Source organism: Salsuginibacillus halophilus, assembly GCF_003014715.1.
Classification (GTDB): domain Bacteria; phylum Bacillota; class Bacilli; order Bacillales; family Marinococcaceae; genus Salsuginibacillus; species Salsuginibacillus halophilus.
The window spans coordinates 265,639-289,476 of sequence record NZ_PYAV01000001.1 but is presented as its reverse complement, the minus strand read 5'-3'; the positions used below and the strand labels follow the sequence as shown (position 1 = coordinate 289,476).

The following is a 23,838-nucleotide window of genomic DNA, read 5'->3' as shown; positions in this document are numbered from 1 at the left end:
ACGAAAAAAACCTAAACTTTGTAAGAGTTTAACCGGCTGGCAATCTTATGTATGTTTTGGCTGCAACATTGTGTAGTTTTTTCTTGCAAAATACAGATAAGATATGGATTTATTATTTTATCATCCCATATTTTGAATTTTATGCATGTAATTATATATCATAGAATTGTAATTCTATGCTAAAATGAATTCAATCGTAAACGGAGTAATTAGGGATTGGCTTGGATATATCATCGATTAACAAGCAAAAATTTTAGCGTAGAATTATTTAAAGGATGAAAGAGGGGAGAACATTGGCGAAAACATTATTAGAAGCATTCCAAGAAGAATGTTCCGGAAAATCTGTATCGACACAAAAAACCTACGTTCATGCGCTCAAACATTTCCAACATTGGTTAGAAAGTGTGGGAACAAATTTAGAAGCGTACGCTCGCTCCGATGTGCAGCAGTATATTGACTACTTAGCGGCGCAGCGAAAAAGTGCTGCAACGATTCATAAGATTTGGAACGCTATCAAAGCATTTTCAAGATGGTCAGGCAATACACAGGCCATTAAAGATATTCGAGTAATGAAAATGGCTGACATCAAAAAACAAGCCCCTAAAGGGCTGAGTCGCATTGAACGGAATCGAGTGGTTCGTGAAGTGGATCGCTCAGGTAACCAAAGAGATTATACGATCGTCATCATGCTGCTCTATACAGGCCTTCGCGTCCATGAACTTGTTTCGCTTAATCGAAATGATATTCAAAAAAGTGAACGGAAAGGAAATGTTCGGGTTATCGGTAAGGGGAATCAAGAAAGACATATCCCTTTAAACGCTGAAGTCCGACGTGCCCTAACAATTTATCTTGAAAAACGAAAGGATGATCATGCAGCTTTATTCTTGTCCAATCGTAAGAGACGTATTAGTGTCCGTAGTGTTCAGACCATTCTTGAAAAATATGGTGTTCATCCTCACCAATTACGCCATACGTTTATCACCAGCCTTGTTCGTTCAGGGGAAGATCTTTCGGTGATTCAATCATTGTCTGGTCATCAATCTGCAGATATGATCTTTCGCTACAGTCAACCTACGGAAGAAGATAAAGCACAGGCGGTTCAAAACATCTATCTTGATGCATGAATGAAATCGGAATTGGTATATTCATCTATATCTTGTCCAAGAAAGGAGTCATTCCTATTGGCCTCCATAGAACGAACGGCATATCCACAGTTCAAAAGAAACTTCAATAAAAACGAATTAGATAATGTTTATACGCCCAAGTCAGAAGAATTAAAATGGATTCGAAGCATCGCTCGAGGCCCCTCTTCAACCCTTAACCTTACAGTTTTGCTGAAATGCTTTCAAAATCTCGGATACTTTCCTAAATGGAATGATATCCCTACCACGATTATTACACATATTCGAAACTGCCTTCATTTCGATGATCAAGTAAAGATTGGTTATAAAAACAATCGAACCCTCTATCGCCATTACCAATTTATCCGTGAATACATCAACGTTCGCCCTTATGGAAAGCAAGCACAGAGCGTGGTAATTCATGCAATTCAACAATCAGCCGAAACCATGGATCATCCGGCTGATTTGGTAAGCGTGGCAGTTGCTGAACTTGTGAATCATTCGTACGAGCTACCGGCATTTAACACGTTGGACCGGTTAGCTCGGCGTATTCGTCGGCTCATCAATGAACAATATTTTCAAAACGTGTTTGAGCAGTTACCTCAAGAAGAACGTCAACACATCGAACAGTTGTTATATAAAAAAGAAGGCCATTTTTATAGTCCGTATAATCGTTTGAAGCAGTTACCCAAGAAGCCCAATCTGTCCCAAATCAAAGAACAAATTGACCTCTACCATTGGTTGTTATCGTTTGGAGATGGGAACAGATACTTGAAAGGGATCCCTCCCGTGAAACTCAAACATTTTGCCGGACAAGCGAAAGTCTTGGATGTCCAAGAAATCAAAGACTTTGGCGATGCCAAACGTTATACGCTTGTGTTGTCATTGATTAACGATGTTCAGATGAAAACCCGGGATAATCTCGCCACGATGCTGATGAAACGCATGGGAAACCTCCATAATGCGGGCAAAGACGAATTAGAAAAGATCCGTAACCAGCAACGGGAAAAGACCGAGCACCTCGTTTCAACATTCACGGAAGTCCTCTATGCCTTGGAGGAGGATCCCCATGTTGAAGATGCCGGACAAAAAATCAAAGATATCTTGGAATCTCGAGGGGATGTACGGACCCTACTGGATGACTGTGAAGCCGTAGCTTCGTATCATGGCAATAACTATTTGCCTCTGATTCTCAAATTTTTTCGATCTTATCGCTCCACTTTGTTCCGTTTGGCGGAAACCCTGACCCTGACATCGACGAGTCAGGATACCTCCGTCCTAAAAGCTCTTGGTTTTATCATGAAGCACCGTCATCGAAAAACCAATTGGTTGCCGGATGATGTTGACTTAACTTTTGCGACGGAGCAATGGAAACGAACAGTGAGGGTGAAACAAAGCGGTGAATGGAAGCTTCACCGCAGGCATTTGGAGATTTGTGTCTTTTCATACATCGCTCAGGATTTGAAAACCGGAGACATTTGTGTGCAAGGTTCAGAAGCCTATGCGGATTATCGAGATCAATTGTTAAGTTGGGACGAATGCCTGCCTATGCTAGAAGGATATTGCCAAGAAATGGACTTCCCCCGGGATGGTGAGGGATTTGTAAAACAGTTAAAAGCGTGGATGACCCAACAATCAATAGAGGTCGACCATACGTACCCTCAAAAAGAGAACGTTGTAACCATCAATGACGACGGTCAGCCCATTTTGAAAAAACCGCCAAAGAACAAACCCGGTGCGACATTCAAACGTCTGGAAACTTCCATCGAAGAACATATGCCTGAGCATCATGTCATCGATATGCTTGGCAATGTGGATCATTGGGTGAACTGGAGCCGTCACTTTGGGACTCTTTCGGGTTCAGATCCAAAGTTGGACCGTCCACAAGAACGATATATTTTGAATACATTTACACACGGGTGTAATTTAGGACCCAACCAAGCTGCACGGCATATGCGAGAAAATATCACGCCCAAAACCCTTTCCTTTGTTCATCAACGCCATGTTACAACACAGAATTTGGCTAAAGCTAATCAAGATATTATCAATGCTTATGCAACCTTGGATCTCCCAAAGCGATGGGGAACCGGGCAGACAGCTGCCGCAGATGGCACCCAGCGTGATACGTATGAGAACAATTTGCTTGCCGAAAATCATATTCGTTATGGTGGATACGGAGGCATTGCTTATCATCATATTTCGGACAATTATATCGCCTTATTTAGCCATTTCATTCCTTGTGGGGTATGGGAAGCTGTCTATATTATTGAAGGTCTTTTACAGAACGAGTCCGATGTTCAACCGGATACGCTGTTTGCCGACACGCAGGGGCAATCCACACCGGTCTTTGCGCTCAGCTATTTATTAGGCATCAAACTTATGCCCCGCATTAGGAATATCAAAGCCTTAAAATTTTACCGTCCCACAAAGGATACAACATATCAACATATCGATGCATTATTTAGCGATGCCATTGATTGGCCATTAATCGAAACGCATTGGCAAGATTTTATGCGGGTCGTGCTTTCCATCAAAGCCGGTAAAATGTCGTCACCTCTTCTTCTCCGGAAGCTTAGCAATTATAGTCGAAAAAATCGACTGTACCAAGCCTTCCGTGAACTCGGGCGTGTCGTTCGTACCGTTTTCTTATTATTCTATATCTCCGATATGGATGTAAGAAAACAAATTACAGCTGAGACCAACAAAGTCGAAGCTTTTCATGGCTTTTCGGAGTGGCTTTCATTCGGTGGTAAAGGAATCATCGCTACAAACGATCCGGAACAACAAGAAAAGATCATAAAGTACAATGAATTGGTATCTAATGCCTTGATCTTTCACAATGTTGTAGATCTTACGAATGTGCTACGTTCCTTGTCGAAGGAGGGTTATGAGGTACACGATGATGACATCAGCCATCTAAGCCCTTACTTAATGAGTCACATTAAAAGGTTCGGGGAATATATCATTAACTTGGAATCAACACCTCAACCAGTGGATGGGCGATTGGTATTAGATTAATGGATGGGATTATTTCCCATCCTATGTCCTAATTTTACACGTATCTCGGAGTACCCCCTTAAAACTTCGTCATGTTTTTCAATGTCCCCCTTCTCCCTCCCTATTTCAAAGTTTTCAATCTAGGAATTTTCCTTTGGCACATCTTTTGCATTGTATTTGCACAAATCTGAAAAAGGAGGACGGTCTCATGGGTCAAAACCGAAGATTTCAAACCCCGGATACGTTCGTTATTATCTTTTTTGTTGTGCTAGCTGCAGCGATCATGACGTACATGATCCCGCAAGGACAGTTTGAGATGGAAGAAGTCACTTATGAACACGGTGATGAAGAGGCAAGTGAAGAAGTACTCGATGCTGAAGGATACAGTCAGGTGACCGATGACAATGGTGAGCCGGTACGTGATGGCATTTCTTTATTTGAAGGCGGAGGCGGTACCGGCTTTTTAAATTACATGTTTGAAGGTCTTGTTTCCGGTGATAAATGGGGGTCTGCTGTTGGTGTGGTTGCCTTCATATTGATTATCGGTGGGGCTTTCGGTATTATTATGCGCACAGGTGCTGTTGAAGAGGGAATCATGAAAGTCATTCAACGTACGCAGGGACGTGATTTGTTTTTGCTTCCAGTCATCTTTTTCATGTTCTCTTTAGGCGGTGCGGTCTTTGGCATGGGCGAAGAAGCTATAGCGTTTGCAATGATTATTATACCGCTTGTTGTAGCGCTTGGTTATGATGCTATTACCGGTGTCATGATTACTTATGTTGCAACACAAATCGGTTTTGCTACCTCTTGGATGAACCCGTTTGGTGTTGCTATCGCTCAAGGTGTTGCAGATGTACCTGTCTTAAGTGGCGCCCCGTTTCGTATATTTATGTGGGCCTTTTTCACACTTGTTGGTATAATTTATACTGTAATTTATGCGCGGCGGATTAAAAAAGATCCAACACGCTCTTTATCTTATGAAACAGATGGTTATTTTCGCGAAAATTATACAAAAGAAAATATTTCATCGAGATTCACTTTAGGTCATGGGCTTGTTGTTGCATCTCTTGCCCTTGGTATTGTTTGGATTGTTTGGGGTGTTGTTGCACACGCCTATTACATTCCTGAAATCGCAACGCAGTTTTTTACCATCGGTTTAACTGCAGGTGTAATTGGTGTGGTCTTTAAACTCCGCGATATGCGAATTAATGATGTTGCCTCCAGTTTTAAAGAGGGTGCACAAAACTTGCTGCCTGCTGCTTTAATTGTTGGTATGGCAAAAGGTATCGTTATCGTTCTCGGTGGTGATGATCCAGGTTCACCTTCTGTGTTAAACACAATTTTATACCACGGCGGGCAGTTATTAGATGGTGTCCCCTCTGTCGTAGCTGCATGGTCCATGTTTTTCTTTCAGTCTGTCTTTAACTTTTTTGTCGTTTCAGGCTCCGGTCAGGCTGCTTTAACAATGCCGCTTTTGGCACCACTTGCAGATCTTGCTGAAATCCCGCGGCAGATTGCAGTTTTAGGGTATCAATTAGGTGATGGGTTTACAAACTTAATTGTGCCGACTTCTGCAGCTTTAATGGGTGTATTAGGCGTTGCGCGCATCGATTGGATTACTTGGTTGAAATTTCAATTTAAATTCCAGTTGCTTTTGTTTACTTTAGCTTCTTTATTTATCATTGCTGCAGTATTGCTAAACTTTTCGTAGAAGGTGATGACGTTGTTTACATTGATTAAGCAAGCTGATGTTTATACCCCGGAAAACATCGGTATTAAAGATATTTTAATGGCCGGCGGAAAAATCGCAGCCATTGAAGATGAAATTGAAGTTCCTGCTTCCTGGGGTGAGGTGCGTACTGTAAACGCCGCTGGACGTCCTGCTGTACCCGGCTTGATTGATGCGCATGTTCACATTACCGGCGGCGGCGGAGAGGGCGGTTTTCGTACCCGTACACCTGAACTTACATTGTCTGATGCAGTACAAGGTGGTGTCACAACGGTCGTCGGTGTGATCGGTACCGATGGCACGACTCGGACGATGGATAATTTAGTCGCTAAAGCCCGCTCGCTCACAGAAGAAGGCATCACTTGCTACTGTTTAACCGGCAATTATCACGTACCGGTTAAGACGCTCACAGGCGCTGTGGAAGATGATATATTGCATATTGACCCAATTATCGGTGCCGGCGAAATTGCGATTGCCGATCACCGCTCAAGCCAGCCGACAGTAAATGAACTTGCAAAAGTTGCCTCAGCTTCAAGGATCGGTGGCATGTTAAGCGGCAAAGGCGGAAGTGTCACCGTACACGTAGGTGATGGCAAAGATCAGCTTGATGTACTTGAAGAAACTGTCTCAACAACAAACTTGCCGATCACTCAGTTTGTTCCTACGCATTTAAATCGGTCACACGATCTATTTGAACGAGCAGTCACGTATGCTAAAAATGGTGGTTATGTTGATTTTACAACAAGTACAGTCCCTAATGCCGCAGATGAAGATGAACTTACCTGCCCTAAAGCACTGGAGAGCTTATTGAATCAAAATATCAGCATTACCCAAATTTCTTTTACATCGGATGCGCAAGGAAGTCTGCCTGCTTTTGACGAGCAAGGGAATTTTACCGGCTTAGATGTCGGCCGAGTGACTTCTTTGTTTGATGCCGTACGTCAATGTGTACAAGAAAAAGGCATTCCGCTAGAAACGGCCATTCAAACGATCACAACTACCCCTGCAAAAGCACAACAGCTGCGTGAAAAAGGCAGAATTGCGAAAGGGTTTGATGGCGACCTTGTGCTTCTTGATCAAGATTTAACGATTCAAACGGTAATTGCAAAAGGTGATGTGTTGATGGAAGAACAAACATTGTTAAGAACAGGGACTTTCGAATAATTAATCCCGCACTCATCAAAGTGAGTGCGGGATTTTTTCATTTACATAACAACGCCGCCGTCTACGTTCAACACTGTACCAGTGATAAAGCGAGCTTCATCAGAAGCAAGGAAGCAATACGCATTTGCGATATCTTCCGGGCGACCAAGGTCATTCAATACTGATTTTTCTTTCATCATATTTAGTACCTTTTCAGGCATCTCTTCAGTCATCGGCGTTAAAATAAATCCAGGTGCAACAGAGTTTACACGAATGTTGTAACGGCCAAGTTCTTTTGCCCATGTTTTGGTCATGCCGTTTACACCGAATTTCGTCGCGGCGTAGTTCGTTTGACCAAAGTTCCCATATTCTCCGACAACAGAAGAAGCGTTTAAAATCACCCCGTGCTCCTGCGCTTTCATCGCTTGAGCTGCTGCTTGAGATACGAGAAACACACCTTTTAAGTTCACATCAATGACTTGATCCCACTGCTCTTCAGTCATTTTGAGGAGTTGGGCATCTGAAGTTATGCCTGCATTGTTAACGAGCGCATCAATCTGTCCGTAATCAGACTGCACCCCTTGAACAAGAGCTTCGACATCATCTTTATTCGTTACGTTCACCGCCCGGCCTTCTGCTTGGTAGCCTTTTGCTTTCAATTCTTCAGCCGTTTTTTGAACATCTTCTTCATTTAAATCGGCAAGGATAATTGAGGCACCTTCACTTGCGAATTTCTCTGCGGTAGCTGCACCGATCCCGCGGGCACCGCCGGTAATCAGTGCAATCTTGTTTTGTAATTTCATCGTAAAAAGTCTCCTTTTTGTTTCATTCATATTTTCCTAGATATAGCTTATACAAGTCCAACCAAATTGACAAGGATAGCAACAAATACAGAAAGAGTTGGAATCAATAGCGCTACAACAAAAATATCTTTATATGCTTCTTTATGCGTAAATCCTGTTACCGCAAGCAGGGTAAGCACAGCACCATTATGCGGTAATGCATCCAAACCGCCAGATGCGATCGAAGCCACGCGGTGGAACGCTTCAGGATCCATACCTGTCTGCAGTGCAAGTTGATAGTATTCATCACCAAGGGAATCAAGTGCAATACTCATCCCGCCTGAAGCTGAACCTGTCGCACCAGCTAAAACGTTAACTGCGATCGCTTGTGAAAACAAGGGGCCGCCCGGCATGTTCAAGAGCATTTCTGAAAGGCGGGTAAAACCTGGTACAGCTTGCACGACAGCCCCGAAACCAACAGCGGCACTTGTGTTAATGATCGCAATAACCGAGCCGGCTGCACCTTCGTTCATTGCTTTTGTAAAGTATTTAAACATGGACAAATTAAGCAACATAATTGAAACAATACCTGCAACTAATGCAATAACAATGTCTAAATTCAACAAGTTCAACGTTACGATCACAATGACTAGTGGAAGTAGTGATAACATCCAGTTTGGTGCAGGACCGTCTGTAGAAATTTCTTTTTTATCTTTTGGCTCTGTAAAGACTTCTCCATTATTGCGAAGCTGATTTTCGCGCCAGCGGAGATAAAAGTAACCACCAAATGCCATAACGACAAACGCAGAAAGCCCCATCACCGGTGCAGCCATTGCATCCGTTTGATAAAAGTCCATAGGAATTAAGTTTTGGATTTGCGGCGAGCCAGGTATGGCAGTCATTGTAAATGTGAAAGCGCCAAGTGCAATGGTTGCCGGCAGAATACGACGGGAAATATTTGCTTCACGGAAGAGCGATAACGCCAACGGGTAAACAGCAAACACAACAACGAACAAACTCACACCGCCGTAAGTAAGAACAGCTGCAGAAACAAGTACACCAAGTACAGCACGCTTCGTACCGATCAGCTTTGTAATTGAGAGCGCAACCGACTTCGCCATACCTGTGTCTTCCATCAATTTACCAAAAATCGCACCAAGCATGAAAATCGGGAACCAATCTTTGGCGAAGTTCACGAAACCTTCCATGTAAGTTTCAGTGTAAGCAGGAAGAAGATCCAAGCCGCCGGTTAAAGCAACGACACCAGCACAAATGGGCGCAACCCAGATAATTGACCAACCGCGATAAGCTAAAAACATTAATAATGCAAGGCCAAGAAAAATTCCTAACATGAGAATACCTCCTTTTGAATCAAATTAACGATCAATGATGTCAGTTTTAAGCCCCATCGGCTCCTCTTGGAAAATACGTGGATCCATTTGTTTTACTTGCTCTGCGGTTTTTGGACGGAAATTCATTTGCGCAAAAATATCACGTTCTAAATCAATTCCTGGTGCAACTTCTGTCAATACGATGCCGTCACCGTTAAGTTCAAACACAGCACGCTCAGTAACGTACAACACACGCTGCCCTACATCTGCAGCATAGTTACCGCTGAACGTAATATGTTCGACGTGCTCAAGGAACTTACACACTTTACCTTCATTCACAATGCGAAGCTCTCCATCTTCAATTGCAACTTCCAACCCGCCGGCTGTAAATGTTCCGCAGAAAACAACCTGCTGTGCGTTTTGACTAATATTAATGAAACCGCCTGCACCAGCAATTTTCGGACCGAATTTACTTACGTTGACGTTACCTTCCTGGTCCATTTGCGCTAAGCCAAGAAAGGCAAGGTCCAGGCCGCCGCCATCATAAAAGTCGAATTGGTAAGGTTGATCTATGATCGCATCTGGATTGGTAGAAGCCCCAAAGCTCAGCCCGCCTGCCGGTACGCCCCCAATTGGACCAGACTCAACAGTTAAACGCATCGCATCAAGAACACCCTCTTCAGCAGCAACCATTGATACGCCTTCCGGAACACCGATACCGAGGTTTGTAATCGCATTTGGGATTAATTCCATCGCTGAACGACGGGCGATTAATTTGCGCTCATTGAAAGGCATCGTTTTCAAAGAAGCCATTGAGCGTTTCATTTCTCCAGAGTAAGCAGGGTTGTGCTGCTCAGCAAACGTCTGCATATGGTCTTCTTGTTCAGCGACAACAACAGCATCAACATAAATTCCTGGCACCTTCACCATCCGGGCATCTAAAGTGCCGCGTTCAACGACATCTTCCACTTGGAGAATGACTTTACCGCCTGAATTTTTTACTGCTTGTGCAATGGAAAGGCTTTCAAGAGTTCCCGCTTCTTTTTCGAAAACAGCATTACCGTCTTCATCGGCATATGTCGCGCGGATAAAGGCATTGTGGATCGGAAATGTTTTGTAAAACAAATAATCATCACCACCAATGGTCATCCGTTCTACATGATCTTCTTCTGCTTTTTCATTCAGCTTTCCACCATCATTTTTAGGGTCTACAAATGTCTCCAGCCCTACGTGGGTTAAAGTCCCTGGTTTACCAGCTGCAATATCGCGGAATAAATGGGTTACAACCCCTTGCGGAAGATTGTAAGCAGCAAGTTTATTATCAATGGCGAGTTTTTGGAGCGCAGGCGCAAGCCCCCAATGCCCACCAAGCACTTTTGTGACGAGGCCTTCATGACCGAGATGATTCAGGCCGCGCGTTTTTCCATCACCCTGCCCGGCTGCGTAAACAATTGTTAAATCTTTTGGTGCTCCTTCATTAAGGAAGCGTTTTTCAAGCGCTTTTGATAACGCTTCAGCATGACCGTTACCAACAAAGCCACCAGAAGCGAGTGTTTCTCCTTCGTGAATGAACTTTACAGCTTGCTCGGCTGACATAACTTTTGACATGTATAGTCATCCTTTCATTCTTTGATGTAATCGTTTTCTTATGGTTTATAGATGCAATTCCCATGCCAATAAATTGAGAAGAAAATACGGTTTAAACGCGGATTTAAGCTTAATTATGTAATCGTTTTCTTGAAAGGTGTTCAATTTTCATAACACATTCATCCGCTTATCTCCTCTTTTGTAAAGTTTGTATAACAGTTAATTTTTTTAGAAACATGTTGTGTTAACTAAAACGAACAACCTCCAGTTTAATCACTGGAGGTTGTTTTATGCCCTTGTAATTTTTGATAAAGAGCTGTACGACTGATACCGAGCATTTCAGCTGCTCGACTTTTATTGCCGCGGGCTTTCGCGAGCGCTCGCGCCACCGCATCCTTTTCTGCCTTCGTTAATACCTCTTTTAACGGCTCAACATCCGGCTCGTAATTTGTAATCTTCGCCGGCAGGTGGCGGGGATGAATATGTTCATAACTTTCCGCCATGTTCACTGCTCGTTCAAGTACATTTTCTAACTCACGAATGTTTCCGGGCCACGGGTACTGTTTTAAATCATCTAATGCATGCTGGGTAACACCGCTAATTTCTTTTCCCATCTGGGCGGTGATTTTATTGATTAATAACGGAATTAAATCATCAAAGTCATTTTCACGTTCACGAAGTGGTGGAATTTGTACCGGAATTACATTCAACCGGTAATATAAATCGAGCCGGAACTCTCCCTGCCGTACCATTTCATCTAAATTGCGGTTTGTAGCCGCAATAATTCGGACATCAACTTTCCGTGTACGCGTTGAACCTACTTTTTCAACTTCTTTTTCTTGGAGAACGCGTAAAAACTTCACCTGCATATGAAGCGGAAGCTCCCCAATTTCATCAAGAAAAATTGTTCCTCCATTTGCTGCTTCAAATTTTCCTTGTTTTCCACCTTTTTTCGCACCGGTAAATGCACCTTCTTCATATCCGAAAAGTTCAGCTTCTAGTAATTCAGCAGGAATCGCGGCACAGTTCACTTTGACGAATGTGCCTGAAGTACGCATACTTTCATTGTGAATGGCATGGGCAAACAATTCTTTTCCTGTACCACTTTCTCCAAGTAGCAAGACATTTGAGTCTGTCGCGGCACCTTTTTTTGCGATATGTTTCGCTTCCTTTACCGGACGGCTGTTTCCTTGAATATGCTCAAAACAAAAAGCAGCTTTGTTCTGCTCTTCCCATTCTCCCCTGTACTGTTTAAGCTCCTGCTCCATTTTGTTAATACGTTTATACAAGGCGTGAAATCCATTTACATTTTTATAAAGTACTTTACCAATCGCACCAACAACATGACCGTTTTCAATTAAAGGCAGACGCGAAGCAATCATATAGTCACCTTTAATTTTCTGCAAATCAGCAATTTCTGCTTCACCTGTTTCAGCAACGATATGCATCCGTGTGTTTTCAACGATTTCGGTGCAGTGCCGGCCGATAACATTTTCTACTTTTACATCTAAAAAATCGGCATAGCCTTGACTAAGCATTGTCACATATCCACCTTTATCAACCATGATTACGCCGTCGTAAAGAGATTCAACAATGCTTTCAAGCCACTCGCTTTTCTTGTGAGATGCATCATCAGCAGCACGGGCCCCGTGATTTTCAAAAAGAAGTACGTGCCAGTCGCTGTATGCAAGTGGTACAACTTTTACAAATTGAAACGCAGCTGAGGCCGGCAGCGCGACAGAACTTCCTGGCAGCCGAAACCCTTCTTGGATGCCGGATCTTACGGCTTCTGTCCAAGATGCATCTTCAATGACACCGCTTTGCGCAGCAGCTTCGTTCCAAACTAGCAGTACGCCGGATTCATTTGTAATAACAATGCCTTCATTTAAAACATCGGCCCACTGCTTCCAAGCCGTGAGCAGCTTTTGATCTTCGGCAGTATAGCAGTTAAGCAAGTCGTATAATGAAACTGTTCCTAAATATGTCCCATCTTCTTTTGTCGTGTGATAATAAAAATTCGTGTCTTCAATCACATCATTTATCGTTCGTTCTACTGAAATGCTATGCGGCTGCGGGAGTGGAAGATCACTTACCATAGATTCGGGGGTTCTCCCTTCCATCATGGCTTGAAATATGTGTTCTTTTGTTAGTACCCCGTGCAGCGTACCATCTTTTGTTACAACGGGCGCTTCAGTTTCAGCAGTATTGTAAAACTGTTGAGCAGCTTCTTGAAGGGTTGCTTCAGCTTGAATCAGCAGCTGATTTTGGTTAACCATATTTAAAATATCACCCATCATATGTTCCCTCACGATTCATCATTTTATCTTAGTATAGCACGAAAAAACCCCTTGAATAGATCAAGGAGTTTTTCGTGATGTTTATTCCCGCTCTGCAATTAAAGCTGTACCTTGGCCACCGCCGATACAAAGTGTCGCTAAGCCCCGTTTAACCTCGCGATGCTTCATTTCATAGAGTAGTGTTGTTAACACGCGGGCACCCGAAGCACCGATCGGATGACCAAGTGCGATTGCTCCGCCGTTAACATTGACTTTTGCAGGGTCAAGCGCTAAATCCTGCACGACTGCAAGCGATTGTGCCGCAAAAGCTTCGTTAGCTTCGATTAAATCAAGGTCTTCAATACCGAGCCCGCTTCGCTCTAAGGCTTGTTTTGTCGCAGGCACCGGCCCGTAGCCCATAATTTTTGGATCAAGCGCTGCGTTACCGTACCCCCGAATCACCGCAAGCGGCTCAACACCAAGTTCTTCTGCCTTCTCACGGCTCATGACGACAAGCATGCTCGCACCATCATTGATACCGGAAGCATTACCGGCGGTGACAGTTCCTTCTTTTTGGAATGCTGGTTTTAAACCGGCAAGTTTTTCTTCTGTCATACCGTGCTTTGGAAATTCATCTTCAGTAACTTGAATAGGATCTTTTTTCCGCTGCGGAATTTCAACAGGAACAATTTCTTCAGCAAAGCGGCCAGCCTTTTGCGCAGTTTCCGCCCGGTTTTGGCTCTGCGTCGCAAATTGATCCTGCGCTTCGCGGGAGAAGCCCCACTGAGAGGCGATATTTTCTGCAGTTACACCCATATGAATATTGTTAAACTTATCCATCAATCCGTCACTAAGCATTGTATCGACCATTTTACCGTCACCCATACGTTCACCGAAACGGGCGTTTGGCAGGACATATGGTGCATTGCTCATACTTTCAGTTCCACCAGCGAGCACAACTTCAGCGTCACCAAGACCGACAAACTGCGCGGCCATACTAACTGTACGTAAGCCTGAACCACAAAGTTTGTTGACGGTCATCGCCGGGGTTTCCTCCGGAAGACCTGCATAGACAGCTACCTGACGGGCAACATTTTGACCGAGGCCGGCGGACAACACATTACCGATCAAAACTTCATCAATTTGGTTTTTCTCAATGCCTGCGCGTGAAATCGCAGCCTCAGCTGCAGTTACGCCAAGGTCTACTGCAGACACACTAGCTAAGGCGCCTCCAAAATTACCAATGGGTGTACGAGCTGCACTCGCAATTACAACATCTCTCATTTCATATTCCTCCTCAAAGAAGTTTCATAGTTTGTTTTCGTTTTACCTGCTGTTTCGTCAGCAGGTATTAATGCGCTTTCATTTAGAAATTGTACAGGCTGCGGTACTTACTTGACAAATGCCGGAGCAATGGCTGAGGATTTGTACCTTCACCGGTAATGTCTTGAAGTAGTTCACCCGGTTTTTTTAATGCGCCGTGCTGGTGGATGCCGCCGCTCATCCACTCTTTAATCGGTGTGATTCTGCCATCACGGAGAAGCTCATCAAAGTTAGGAATATCTTGATCAAGCGCTTCTTTGAACTGCGCTGCGTAAATATAGCCGAGTGCATAGGACGGGAAGTAACCAAATGCCCCAAAAGACCAGTGAACATCTTGTAAAACACCAACACCGTCATGCGGAACTTCAACGCCCAAGTACTCCTGCATTTTTTCATTCCATAGACCAGGTAGGTCTTTAACTTCAATTTCTCCGCTAATTAAAGCTTTTTCAATCTCATAGCGGACGATAATATGAAGGGCGTACGTCATTTCATCAGCTTCAATCCGTATGAGGGAAGGCTTTGCCTCGTTGACAGCCCTGTAAAATTCATCAAGAGACACATTATCAAATTGACCGTCAGCAAATGATTTTAAGCGATCATAGTGATGTTCCCAAAACGCATAACTTCGCCCGACAAAGTTTTCAAAGAAAAGCGACTGCGATTCATGTATGCCCATTGAAGCGCCATCAGACATCACGGTGCCGACAAGGGATTCGGAGATATTTTGCTCATATAAAGCGTGTCCACCTTCATGGATTGTACCAAATACAGCGGTACGAAAATCAGATTCATCGTATTTTGTTGTGACCCGGACGTCGTTTGGGTGCAATCCAATCGCAAATGGATGAACCGTTTCATCAAGGCGGCCCGCTTCAAAATCATACTGCATAGATTGCAGAACTTCACGACTGAAGGCTGCTTGTTGTTCTTTCGGGAAGTGTTTAAATAAAAATCCTGTTTTCGGCTGCTTTGCCTGCTTCACACCTTCAACAAGCGGCATTAGCCCTTCACGCAATTCCGTGAAAACTTGATCAAGTGTATCTACTGTCATACCGGGCTCGAAATCATCGAGCATGGCATTATACGGGTGTCCTTCATAGCCGATGTATTCCACAAATTTACGCTTGTAAGCAACGATTTCTTCCAAATAAGGCTGAAACTCCTGAAAGTCTGCATTGGATTTCGCTTCTTCCCAAGCAGATTCAGCTTTTGTGGTTAAAATTTGGTAGGCCTTAAATTCCTCTTCAGGAATTTTTGTATTTTTATCGTATTCTTTTTTAAGCTCTTCAGCTGAGCGGTATGTAATTTCGCTCACTTGCCGCTTTCCTTCTTCTGTTAAGATGATATCGAGCAGTTCTTTCAAGTGAGTTGAAGTCGAAATTTTATACACTTCTGTTGAAAGAGTACCTAACGCTTCTGAACGCTGGTTGACCCCTTTTTTCGGTGCGCCTGTGCGTAAATCCCAGTTCATTAAGCCAATAGCCTGCTGATAAGCGCTCATCTGATTCATTACAAGCGTCAACTCTGTCTCTGCCTGCTTTAGGTTATCCGCCATCATATCCACCCTTTCGTTTACATCATAAATTGAGTTAAGCCTCATTTTATTATAAAGTGTTCGCCAATGAATGTTAAGATAAACCTAAAGTGTAGAAAAAGGAGGGGTTTTATGACAGTTCAAATAACTGAAGAGGCAGCAGCCCATTATCAACGTGAAATGCAGCCGGCAAACAATGAAGTAATCCGTTTATTTGTCAGAGTCGGCGGGGTTGGCTCAGGCGGATTTTCCCTCGGCGTTCAAAAAGAAGGGCGTGAACAGTTGCCTGAGACATCCTGGGTTATTGAGAAAGCTGGAGCCGTGTTTGTCGTACACGAAAACGATCAGTGGTATATGGAGAACTTAACGGTCGATTATGATTCGGATATGGATTATGTACAGTTTAAAAGCGGCAGTTTTCATCATTTGGACCATCCATCTTAATAAATGAACCTCCGCTTCGCTTGAAACGGAGGTTCATTTTAAGGTTGAAACGGCGCCCGGCCGTTTGTCAATTTGAATGCAACTGCCCGCTTTACATCACCACGGGCTTTGTTTACAGAAGCGAGAACAGCTTCGCGCTCTTCGCCGGTTAACTCCGACTTCACACGCTTTTCTGCAGACTGGATCGATAGCAGCATTGCTTGTAAAGGTTCAATCGAAGTCATAAGCATCACCTCTTTTTGTACTCACTTTAGTTTATGAGTATAAAAAGGCTGTTATTCTTTTATTTTAGAAGGTTTCTTTCCCCAAAACTGATAGTAATGCGTCTCCATCCGCCCGTTATACAACTTGCGGCGTTTTGTTGCTTCTTTACCGTATAAATCTTCAAAGCGTGGGTGAGACGTGAGGATGTACACAGACCATGTTTCGAGTTCACGGTAGCACGCGCCCAATTCTCGATACAACGTTTCTACAGCTTTTGTTTCACTAAGCCGTTCACCGTATGGCGGATTTCCAACAATCACACCACCTTCAGATTTTGGTTGAAAGTCTGATGCCTGCATTTGTTTAAATGAGACAACATCCTGCAGCCCGATTTCTTCAGCATTATACGTTGCAAGCTCAACCATTTGGTGATCAATATCTGTACCAAGAATAGAAAGTTTACGGTCGTAATCCGCTGCGTCTTCCGCTTCTTCACGAGCTTGATTGTAAAGCTGGTTATCGATCCAGTCCCACGCTTCTGAAGCAAAGCTGCGAAACGAACCTGGTGCAATATTTTGACCAATGAGCGCCGCTTCAATTGGGAGCGTTCCTGAACCTGTAAACGGGTCAACAAATGGACGATCCGGATGCCAGTTCGTCAGCTGAATTAAAGCTGCAGCAAGTGTTTCTTTTAAAGGAGCTTCACTGTGCCGTTCGCGGTAACCTCGTTTATGCAGGGAGTTCCCTGAAGTGTCTAGTGTAAGCGTGACGTCATCTTTATGAATGGCGACTTCAATTCGAAACATTGGACCATCTTCTTGAAACCAAGAAGTCTGATAAGTTGAAGCCATTCGGTCAACGACAGCTTTTTTAACAATGGACTGACAATCAGGTACGCTGTAGAGTTGCGATTTCGCAGTACGCCCAACCACGGGAAACTCAGCGTTGGCAGGTAAATAGTTTTCCCATGGAAGCGCCTTTGTGCCTTCAAATAATTCATCAAAAGTAACAGCACGAAATTCGTCAATGACAATTTTTACGCGGTCGCCGGTTCTAAGCCATAAGTTTAACCTGGGAATTGCATCGATCGTTGCTTCTAGTCTAACTTGTCCATTTTCGACAACAGCGTCATGATAACCAAGCGCACGTACTTCTTTACCGACAAGTCCTTCAAGACCCATCTGTGTAGATATGACAATAGAATAAGTTTGCATGAATGGCAGCTCCTTTATAAGTACAGGTGAGAAACGTGCTTTGATATGAAAAAAACCCCTGAGCCAGGGGTCTTCCGTTAGAAGCCGAGTGTGTTCGATAAGCCATGTTCTGTTCCTTTGTGCTTAAACGGTTATTCACCTCGCACGCCGGAAGCAATCATCTATCTGCAGTTGAGCATATCAACTGCCCTTTCCTCCGTTGAATTCCTTCGGAAAGGCGCCCCTACCATATTTTTGGGTTTCTCGCTCGAGGGGTTTACCGCGTTCCACCCTGTCCGTTTCCGAACAGGCTCCGTCACTGTGGCACTTTCAAGATCATCAGCTCCTATAAGCATCAAGCTTACGTAGAGCTTTTCTCTGCCGTCCGGTCAGCTGAATGCCAACCGGCCCTGACTTATGATTTCGTCAGGCACGAACACTACGATCATCTCAGATCGTGCGAGCATGGACTTTCCTCTGAACACGTATTGTGAACAGCGATTGCTTGAACACACATCAGCTGTTTTAAGTGCAACCTTCATTATATAATAAATGTTTCATGTTTTCAAGGGGGAGATTCACCCTCGTGAATTGCCTTTCGGGCAAGCTGGTCAGCTTCACGGTTCTTTGACGACGGAACCCAGTTGACAAAAAATAAATCAAAATCTGCACTTGCTTTTAAAATGCTTTCTAAAACAGGTTGATATGCACGATTCTTAACTTTCCCATCATTAACTGCATCATCTACCAATTGGGAATCCGTATAAAATGCAGCAGCTCTATTTCCGTCTTTGCGCAATACTTTTAAAGCATACAAAAGTGCATAAAATTCAGCTTCATGGTTGGACATGTCTGTAAGCTTAAACGCCTGCCGAACAGTTTCACCACGTTCATTGATATAGTATATTCCCGCTCCGCTCGGTCCTGGATCACCAGCACTGGCTCCGTCGATATAAACACGTATCACATTAACCCACCTGCTTAATCTTCTGGGTCTTGATCATGAAGCTTTCGTCCAAATACTTCTTTTTCCAAATTTGACAGCCTTTTCAAGATATCATAGTTGGTATTCCCACCTGCAACCCGGGCTGCAGGCTGCTCATTGGGCTCTTCATTCGTAGATTGCGCGCGACTCACAGGTTGCGGCGCTTTCTTTTTTAACCTTTCAACTTCTTGTTCGAGTTCTTCTACCCGGTCTTGAAAAGCTTCATAATCTTGAATAACGGTATCTAAAAATTTATCTACTTCGTCTTTATTGTAGCCTTTCATGCTGGACTTAAACTCTTTATTAAAAATTTCCTTAGCGGTTAAATGTGTTGAACCCTTCACGATGACAACCTCCTGTATCAATGTTTTTACCTTTTTTATTGATCTCTTATCGCTTCATCTTTTTGATTTTCTGCAAGCTCATCTGCAATTTCCTGAATATCAAGTGGTGTGACCGTATAAATCGGATAATGAGCTTCAGCCGCTTTTTTTTCAGCGGCTTCAAGATAATATTTCGGTGTGCCCGGATAATCTTCGTCATATAAAATGAGCAATGCATCGCTTTTGGCAATGATCCAATCATTTTTTGCCCGTAGTTGAAACGGACCTTCATAACCGGATTGATACAACGGTTGATAAAAATCAACGGCCGCAGTCAGTTGATTATACCGGAGCTGGGCTTCTTCCGGCCATATGCTTTCCTGATTCGCAAATGGCGGGGTTAAAGCAAGCTTGACGCTTTGATCTTCTTCTTTCAAGTACAACGCGGTTTCAAGCGCCCACTGCTCCACCCCCGGTTGACCACTTGTCAGCAGCCACTGGCCACCTTCTTGGATAAACGCAAGCAGCCGCTTTCGTAATGCGTATTTTAAAACATGAATACGTTCATCGTCTTCTGAAAAAATACCGAGTTCTTTTGGCTTGTATCCGGTGACGGCTAGAACTTTCATCTTTTAGCCTCCATCATTGTCTATGTATAGTATACCATATCACTTCTTGCTCCGGAAAACAGCTTAAACTGCCGTCAATTGAGGTTCTAAATTCATATACCATACAATCTTACGCATAGATATTTCAAGAAAAGACTAAACGAAAAATAAGGCTGACAACCATCAAGAGCGCTGCGACCGCCATAATTGGGTCCCGTGTGCCAGCGTCTACCGAGATGCGAAGTCAGCCATAGTTTATGATGAATCTATTTATTTCATGCTAACGGTTGAACCACACAGCTTAAAACCAAGGTGGGCGCTGGGGCCGACCGGGATTCTGGTTTTGCGGGCCGCATTCAAAATGCTGATGATACACTTTATTCACAGTTGATGACGTGTGAGGGTGGCTATGATAATGCTTATATAAGTGGTGGTTTACGTTCGTTGTATGGGTAGGATGAACTTCCGGTACAATATATTCACAACAATGGTGCTTTGTTTGCTGCTTCGTTGGATGAACAACAGGCGGCATCATTTGAGGACGTCGTGGCCGCATCGGGACAACTCCTTTCCATCAAGGGTTACTATCACCTTATGTAAACGAGCCGCAGGTTGTACTAAGATACCAACCTATTTTTACCGTGTAAATTGTCTTAAGATGGTGATAGTTGTATAATTTTGCGCTTTCCCGGGAAATATTTCCTTATATGTGCCCCGGGCTTTTATTGCAAAGACGTGTAAGCCTGTTCTTGATATCTTTCGTATAATGGACACCCGGGACTTTAGACAAAGGTTCAGCTTTAGCTTCAGCAAGCTGTGTGTAATAAAGTGCTTTTTGAATTTGATCGTGCTGGTGCTCATAAATTTTAGCAAGCTCAATACAAGCTTTACAGCCAAACGCTCCTTCGCTTGCAGAAGCAAAGTAAAAAGCTTCTTCTGCCTCTCTTAGCTGCGACGTCTTTTTGTAAACTGTGCCAAGCCGGTACAATAACTCAGATTCGTTTTCATCTTTTCCCCGTAAATAACTAGCTTTAGCCTCTTCTAATGCACCTATATATTCAAACCACCGGCCAATTTCCAACTGCTCAAGCGGATAACTCCCCTGACAGCAGACCCGGTAAGATAAATCAATATACAGCTGTATTAAAGAAAGGACGTCCCATTCATTATGCTGAAGCACCCCGGAAATCATATTAGGATCTCCGAGCTGAACATAATCAAAATATAACATTGGCGCAAGATAACCCGGTGTATCTTCTGTCCGGTAAATACGAAGCATCTCTTCTTCAACGTTTTTTAGTTTAAAGGAAGATAAAAAAGGACGGTACAAACGACGGCTTGCGTGCAGCAAATCAATATGACCAAACTGTGGCAGCTTAGGGACTTCGTTGCGGACAAATGTATGCCGTGTTTTTACTTGCGGCCAGTCAAAGGCACGACCATTAAATGTCACAAGCCGCCGCTGTTCCGGCAGTTCTTTTAAAAAGTGATAATACATAGCTGCTTCATGCTCAGGTCCCGGAAGGATAAATTGGTGAACTTTAACGTGTTGTTCGGTAACTTGCGCATAACCAAGCAGAAAAATGGTGGTGCCGGCACCATGCTTTAAACCAGTCGTTTCTGTGTCGAAAAAAATCAAATCTTCAACATCGCTGTCTTGTGGGTGAAGTGGATGTTCGAAAGTGAGTGTTTCATTCCAAAGCTTATGGGCTTGAAACAACTCATGAAATGAATAAGCACCGAATACATCGGAGAGCTCATAAACGACTTCACGCTTAATGACATACTGATCGTCAAGATAGAGGGGCCTGCCTTGCAGCATTTCCCAATCACTGCTTAACTCATTAGATGGATTCATTTCATTTGTCTGAGAATCCTCAACTTCGTTTGATGCTGCTTCTTGCGTATGGCTCATATGTTTTTTCATACGCTGCAGTTTATTTTTCATCCTTATCTCCTTATTCCGTTGCTTTTCATTGTATAGCGGTTTGTACATCTTGTAGAAGCTTTTCGACGAGTGGTTTCATCACACCATTCTCATCGTAACCGATACATGATGGGCATCCCTGGCTGCACTGACAGCTCGTCAAAAGCTCAGTAGCGGCTTCGATCATAACTTCCATTCGTTGATACACTTGATCGGCAAGACCAATGCCGCCTGGGTAATGATCATATAAAAATATGGTTGGACGCTCGGAATGATCCGCCTTCACTTGATAAGCGACATGAACATCCGACCGGTCACTCATTGTATAAACAGGCACAACGTGTTCAAGCAGACGACTCACCCCAAGAAGTCCACTTTCAAAGCTCGATTCACCGTACGTTTGAATATAAGCTTCATTTAATTCAAGCCAGGCAGCTGTTGTATGAATTTCTTCCTGTGGTAGATGAATCGGACCTGAGCCAATATTTTCGTGGGTGCTTAACTTAAGCTTTTTAAAGATACTCGGCATGATCGTAATCGCTGCATCCCCGTAGCCGATAAGCCCATCTTTGGTTTTTCTTGTATGATCAATATCAATAACCTGCAGTCGAACATTTAAATTTGCATCTGTGAAATATTCCACATCTACCGGCCGTACATACGCTTTCTTTTCCTCCCAATCAAGCATCTCAACTTGATGCTGCTGCCCTTGATGAAGGTAAATCGCTTCTTCATGAAGGAGGGTCATTGCGCTGAAGCGATCCATCTCACCGATAACGGCATGTTCTGAGGCACGAGCTTGATCGATGATAATGATATTTTCTTGTGATGCTGACCGAAGACTGATGTTATGTGCCGGAAAACCATCACTCATCCAGTACCATTTCCCAGCACGCTCATGCAGAACACCTTCATCATTTAAGAAAGCAAGCACGTCTTCTACATCAGTGCCGCCAAATGTTTCATGCTGCTTAAACGGAAGTTCATAAGCTGAACACTTAATATGATCAACCAGGATAACTAAGTTATCAGGTTGAATACGTGCTTCTTCCGGTGTTGCGTTTAAAAAGTAATTCGGGTTTTGCGCCATATATTGATCAATCGGCGAAGCATCAGCAACCCAGACGACAACCGACTCATCCTCGCGGCGCCCAGCTCTTCCGGCTTGCTGCCAAGTGCTTGCAACAGTTCCCGGAAAACCTGTAAGTACAGCAGCTTGCAGCTGACCAATATCCATGCCGAGTTCCAAAGCATTTGTGCTAACAACGCCTCGTATTTCTCCTTCGCGTAATCCTTTTTCAATCGCCCGGCGCTCATTAGGTAAATAACCACCCCGGTAAGCTTGAATTGATTTCATTCCGTATTCATTTCTCACAAGTTCCTGCAGCCGACTGACGATCAGTTCCACACGAACCCGGCTTTTTGCAAAAACAATCGTTTGTATTTCGTTGGCTAAAAACGTACCGGCAATTTGCTGCGCTTCTTTCGTCGCGCTACGACGAATGTTCATCTGCTGATTAACAACCGGTGGATTATACATCACAAAATGTTTTTTTCCACGCGGGGCACCATTTGTTGAAATCTTTTCAACTGTTTCGCCAGTTAATTGTTCAGCAAGCTCTTTAGGATTTTGAATGGTTGCAGAGGTTGAAATAAACTGTGGTTCACTGCCGTAGTAGCGGGCAATCCGCACTAAGCGGCGCAGCACATTCGCGACATGACTTCCAAAAACGCCTCTATACGTATGAAGTTCATCAATAACAATATATTGCAGGTTTTCAAACAACGATACCCACTTTGTATGATGCGGAAGAATGGCTGAGTGAAGCATATCAGGATTTGTAATAACGACATGACCCGCTTCACGCACTTTTTGACGCACCGCAGGTTTTGTATCACCATCATACGTATAACCTTTGATTGGAAGTTCAAGCTGTTTAATCCATTCATTTAATTCACTGGTTTGGTCTTGGGACAGGGCCTTTGTCGGAAATATATATAGTGCTCTTGTTTCAGGCTTCTCAATAATACGCTGCAGCACAGGAAGATTGTAGCAAAGCGTTTTACCAGATGCTGTAGGTGTTACTGTTACAAAGCTTTCTTTGTTTTCTGCTAATGTTAATGCTTCTTTTTGGTGGGTATATAACTTTGGAATCCCTCGGTTAATTAATGCTTCTTTTAACTTCGGATGGATACCATCAGGAATATCAGCATAATCCGCCTGTTTTTCTCCGATTGTATGCCAAGCAGTGATTTCATCTCTTTGATGAAGATTCGATAAAATTTCTTGTAAAGATTGCTTTCCGAACATTTGCTTCCCTCCTTTTG

Annotated in this window: 19 protein-coding genes and 1 other RNA gene; 5 read left to right on the top strand and 15 right to left on the bottom strand. The window is 43.5% G+C overall.

What is annotated here, in order from left to right:
• Nucleotides 1–293 precede the first annotated feature (293 nt).
• The 4 genes from B0H94_RS01400 to iadA all read left to right on the top strand — a co-directional run bounded on the left by B0H94_RS01400 (nt 294) and on the right by iadA (nt 7,011).
• A complete protein-coding gene (locus tag B0H94_RS01400; protein ID WP_245893861.1) occupies nt 294–1,124 on the top strand; it encodes a tyrosine-type recombinase/integrase in 831 nt (276 codons plus the stop codon).
• A gap of 57 nt (nt 1,125–1,181) precedes the next feature.
• Nucleotides 1,182–4,139, top strand: coding sequence for a Tn3 family transposase (locus B0H94_RS01395; protein ID WP_106587437.1), 2,958 nt, complete (start codon nt 1,182–1,184; stop codon nt 4,137–4,139).
• Nucleotides 4,140–4,326: 187 nt separating this feature from the next.
• Entirely contained in the window at nt 4,327–5,829 is a 1,503-nt protein-coding gene (yfcC, locus tag B0H94_RS01390; RefSeq protein WP_106587436.1) for a putative basic amino acid antiporter YfcC, read from the top strand.
• Nucleotides 5,830–5,835: 6 nt separating this feature from the next.
• Nucleotides 5,836–7,011 carry a beta-aspartyl-peptidase gene (gene iadA, locus B0H94_RS01385; protein WP_345789026.1) on the top strand — a complete coding sequence of 392 codons (1,176 nt, stop codon included), beginning with the start codon at nt 5,836–5,838 and terminating at the stop codon, nt 7,009–7,011.
• Nucleotides 7,012–7,052: 41 nt separating this feature from the next.
• On the opposite strand, the gene fabG is transcribed toward iadA, so the two are convergent.
• The 6 genes from fabG to B0H94_RS01355 all read right to left on the bottom strand — a co-directional run bounded on the left by fabG (nt 7,053) and on the right by B0H94_RS01355 (nt 15,847).
• Nucleotides 7,053–7,793 carry a 3-oxoacyl-[acyl-carrier-protein] reductase gene (gene fabG / locus B0H94_RS01380; protein ID WP_106587434.1) on the bottom strand — a complete coding sequence of 247 codons (741 nt, stop codon included), beginning with the start codon at nt 7,791–7,793 and terminating at the stop codon, nt 7,053–7,055.
• A 47-nt stretch (nt 7,794–7,840) separates the two neighbouring features.
• Nucleotides 7,841–9,124 (bottom strand): GntP family permease, encoded by a 1,284-nt coding sequence (locus B0H94_RS01375; protein WP_106587433.1) that lies wholly within the window; start codon nt 9,122–9,124, stop codon nt 7,841–7,843.
• Nucleotides 9,125–9,148: 24 nt separating this feature from the next.
• Nucleotides 9,149–10,711 carry an acyl CoA:acetate/3-ketoacid CoA transferase gene (locus B0H94_RS01370; protein ID WP_106587432.1) on the bottom strand — a complete coding sequence of 521 codons (1,563 nt, stop codon included), beginning with the start codon at nt 10,709–10,711 and terminating at the stop codon, nt 9,149–9,151.
• Nucleotides 10,712–10,959: 248 nt separating this feature from the next.
• Nucleotides 10,960–12,984, bottom strand: a complete 2,025-nt coding sequence (locus B0H94_RS01365) for a sigma-54-dependent Fis family transcriptional regulator (protein WP_181315201.1) — start codon at nt 12,982–12,984, stop codon at nt 10,960–10,962.
• An 84-nt stretch (nt 12,985–13,068) separates the two neighbouring features.
• Nucleotides 13,069–14,250, bottom strand: a complete 1,182-nt coding sequence (locus tag B0H94_RS01360; RefSeq protein WP_106587430.1) for an acetyl-CoA C-acetyltransferase — start codon at nt 14,248–14,250, stop codon at nt 13,069–13,071.
• Nucleotides 14,251–14,332: 82 nt separating this feature from the next.
• Entirely contained in the window at nt 14,333–15,847 is a 1,515-nt protein-coding gene (locus B0H94_RS01355; protein ID WP_106587429.1) for a carboxypeptidase M32, read from the bottom strand.
• 111 nt (nt 15,848–15,958) lie between these two features.
• Here B0H94_RS01355 and B0H94_RS01350 point away from each other — a divergent pair, with 111 nt between their 5' ends.
• Entirely contained in the window at nt 15,959–16,270 is a 312-nt protein-coding gene (locus B0H94_RS01350) for an iron-sulfur cluster biosynthesis family protein (RefSeq protein ID WP_181315200.1), read from the top strand.
• 38 nt (nt 16,271–16,308) lie between these two features.
• Here the strand turns inward: B0H94_RS01350 and B0H94_RS01345 are convergent, their stop codons facing one another.
• From B0H94_RS01345 to B0H94_RS01305, 9 genes are all read right to left on the bottom strand, one after another.
• Nucleotides 16,309–16,494: a hypothetical protein gene (locus B0H94_RS01345; RefSeq protein WP_106587427.1), complete on the bottom strand. Its 186-nt coding sequence runs from the start codon at nt 16,492–16,494 to the stop codon at nt 16,309–16,311.
• A gap of 51 nt (nt 16,495–16,545) precedes the next feature.
• Nucleotides 16,546–17,688 (bottom strand): THUMP domain-containing class I SAM-dependent RNA methyltransferase, encoded by a 1,143-nt coding sequence (locus tag B0H94_RS01340; RefSeq protein WP_106587426.1) that lies wholly within the window; start codon nt 17,686–17,688, stop codon nt 16,546–16,548.
• Nucleotides 17,689–17,781: 93 nt separating this feature from the next.
• Nucleotides 17,782–18,180: RNase P RNA component class B (gene rnpB, locus B0H94_RS01335), an RNA gene on the bottom strand.
• 52 nt (nt 18,181–18,232) lie between these two features.
• A complete protein-coding gene (locus tag B0H94_RS01330) occupies nt 18,233–18,634 on the bottom strand; it encodes a reverse transcriptase-like protein (RefSeq protein WP_106587425.1) in 402 nt (133 codons plus the stop codon).
• Nucleotides 18,635–18,648: 14 nt separating this feature from the next.
• The gene (gene gpsB, locus B0H94_RS01325; RefSeq protein ID WP_245893868.1) at nt 18,649–18,936 is read right to left on the bottom strand and encodes a cell division regulator GpsB; all 288 of its coding nucleotides are present in this window, start codon (nt 18,934–18,936) and stop codon (nt 18,649–18,651) included.
• Between the two features lie 95 nt (nt 18,937–19,031).
• Nucleotides 19,032–19,604 carry an SLOG family protein gene (locus B0H94_RS01320; RefSeq protein WP_106587424.1) on the bottom strand — a complete coding sequence of 191 codons (573 nt, stop codon included), beginning with the start codon at nt 19,602–19,604 and terminating at the stop codon, nt 19,032–19,034.
• 280 nt (nt 19,605–19,884) lie between these two features.
• Complete coding sequence (locus B0H94_RS01315) at nt 19,885–20,115, bottom strand: CotD family spore coat protein (RefSeq protein WP_427909922.1); 231 nt, start codon at nt 20,113–20,115, stop codon at nt 19,885–19,887.
• A gap of 171 nt (nt 20,116–20,286) precedes the next feature.
• Nucleotides 20,287–21,531, bottom strand: coding sequence for a ribonuclease H-like domain-containing protein (locus tag B0H94_RS01310; protein WP_181315199.1), 1,245 nt, complete (start codon nt 21,529–21,531; stop codon nt 20,287–20,289).
• Between the two features lie 25 nt (nt 21,532–21,556).
• Nucleotides 21,557–23,821, bottom strand: a complete 2,265-nt coding sequence (locus B0H94_RS01305) for a DEAD/DEAH box helicase (protein WP_106587421.1) — start codon at nt 23,819–23,821, stop codon at nt 21,557–21,559.
• Nucleotides 23,822–23,838: the final 17 nt, after the last annotated feature.

Bases quoted from the DNA above. Each gene is read 5' to 3' on its own strand.
- B0H94_RS01310 (WP_181315199.1), bottom strand. From the start codon at position 21,531: ATGAAAAATAAACTGCAGCGTATGAAAAAACATATGAGCCATACGCAA.
- B0H94_RS01305 (WP_106587421.1), bottom strand. From the start codon at position 23,821: ATGTTCGGAAAGCAATCTTTACAAGAAATTTTATCGAATCTTCATCAA.
- B0H94_RS01315 (WP_427909922.1), bottom strand. From the start codon at position 20,115: ATGCCGCCTGTTGTTCATCCAACGAAGCAGCAAACAAAGCACCATTGT.
- B0H94_RS01350 (WP_181315200.1), top strand. From the start codon at position 15,959: ATGACAGTTCAAATAACTGAAGAGGCAGCAGCCCATTATCAACGTGAA.
- gpsB (WP_245893868.1), bottom strand. From the start codon at position 18,936: ATGAAAGGCTACAATAAAGACGAAGTAGATAAATTTTTAGATACCGTT.
- B0H94_RS01340 (WP_106587426.1), bottom strand. From the start codon at position 17,688: ATGCAAACTTATTCTATTGTCATATCTACACAGATGGGTCTTGAAGGA.
- B0H94_RS01370 (WP_106587432.1), bottom strand. From the start codon at position 10,711: ATGTCAAAAGTTATGTCAGCCGAGCAAGCTGTAAAGTTCATTCACGAA.
- B0H94_RS01360 (WP_106587430.1), bottom strand. From the start codon at position 14,250: ATGAGAGATGTTGTAATTGCGAGTGCAGCTCGTACACCCATTGGTAAT.
- B0H94_RS01365 (WP_181315201.1), bottom strand. From the start codon at position 12,984: ATGGGTGATATTTTAAATATGGTTAACCAAAATCAGCTGCTGATTCAA.
- B0H94_RS01320 (WP_106587424.1), bottom strand. From the start codon at position 19,604: ATGAAAGTTCTAGCCGTCACCGGATACAAGCCAAAAGAACTCGGTATT.
- B0H94_RS01355 (WP_106587429.1), bottom strand. From the start codon at position 15,847: ATGGCGGATAACCTAAAGCAGGCAGAGACAGAGTTGACGCTTGTAATG.
- fabG (WP_106587434.1), bottom strand. From the start codon at position 7,793: ATGAAATTACAAAACAAGATTGCACTGATTACCGGCGGTGCCCGCGGG.
- yfcC (WP_106587436.1), top strand. From the start codon at position 4,327: ATGGGTCAAAACCGAAGATTTCAAACCCCGGATACGTTCGTTATTATC.
- B0H94_RS01345 (WP_106587427.1), bottom strand. From the start codon at position 16,494: ATGACTTCGATTGAACCTTTACAAGCAATGCTGCTATCGATCCAGTCT.
- iadA (WP_345789026.1), top strand. From the start codon at position 5,836: ATGACGTTGTTTACATTGATTAAGCAAGCTGATGTTTATACCCCGGAA.
- B0H94_RS01375 (WP_106587433.1), bottom strand. From the start codon at position 9,124: ATGTTAGGAATTTTTCTTGGCCTTGCATTATTAATGTTTTTAGCTTAT.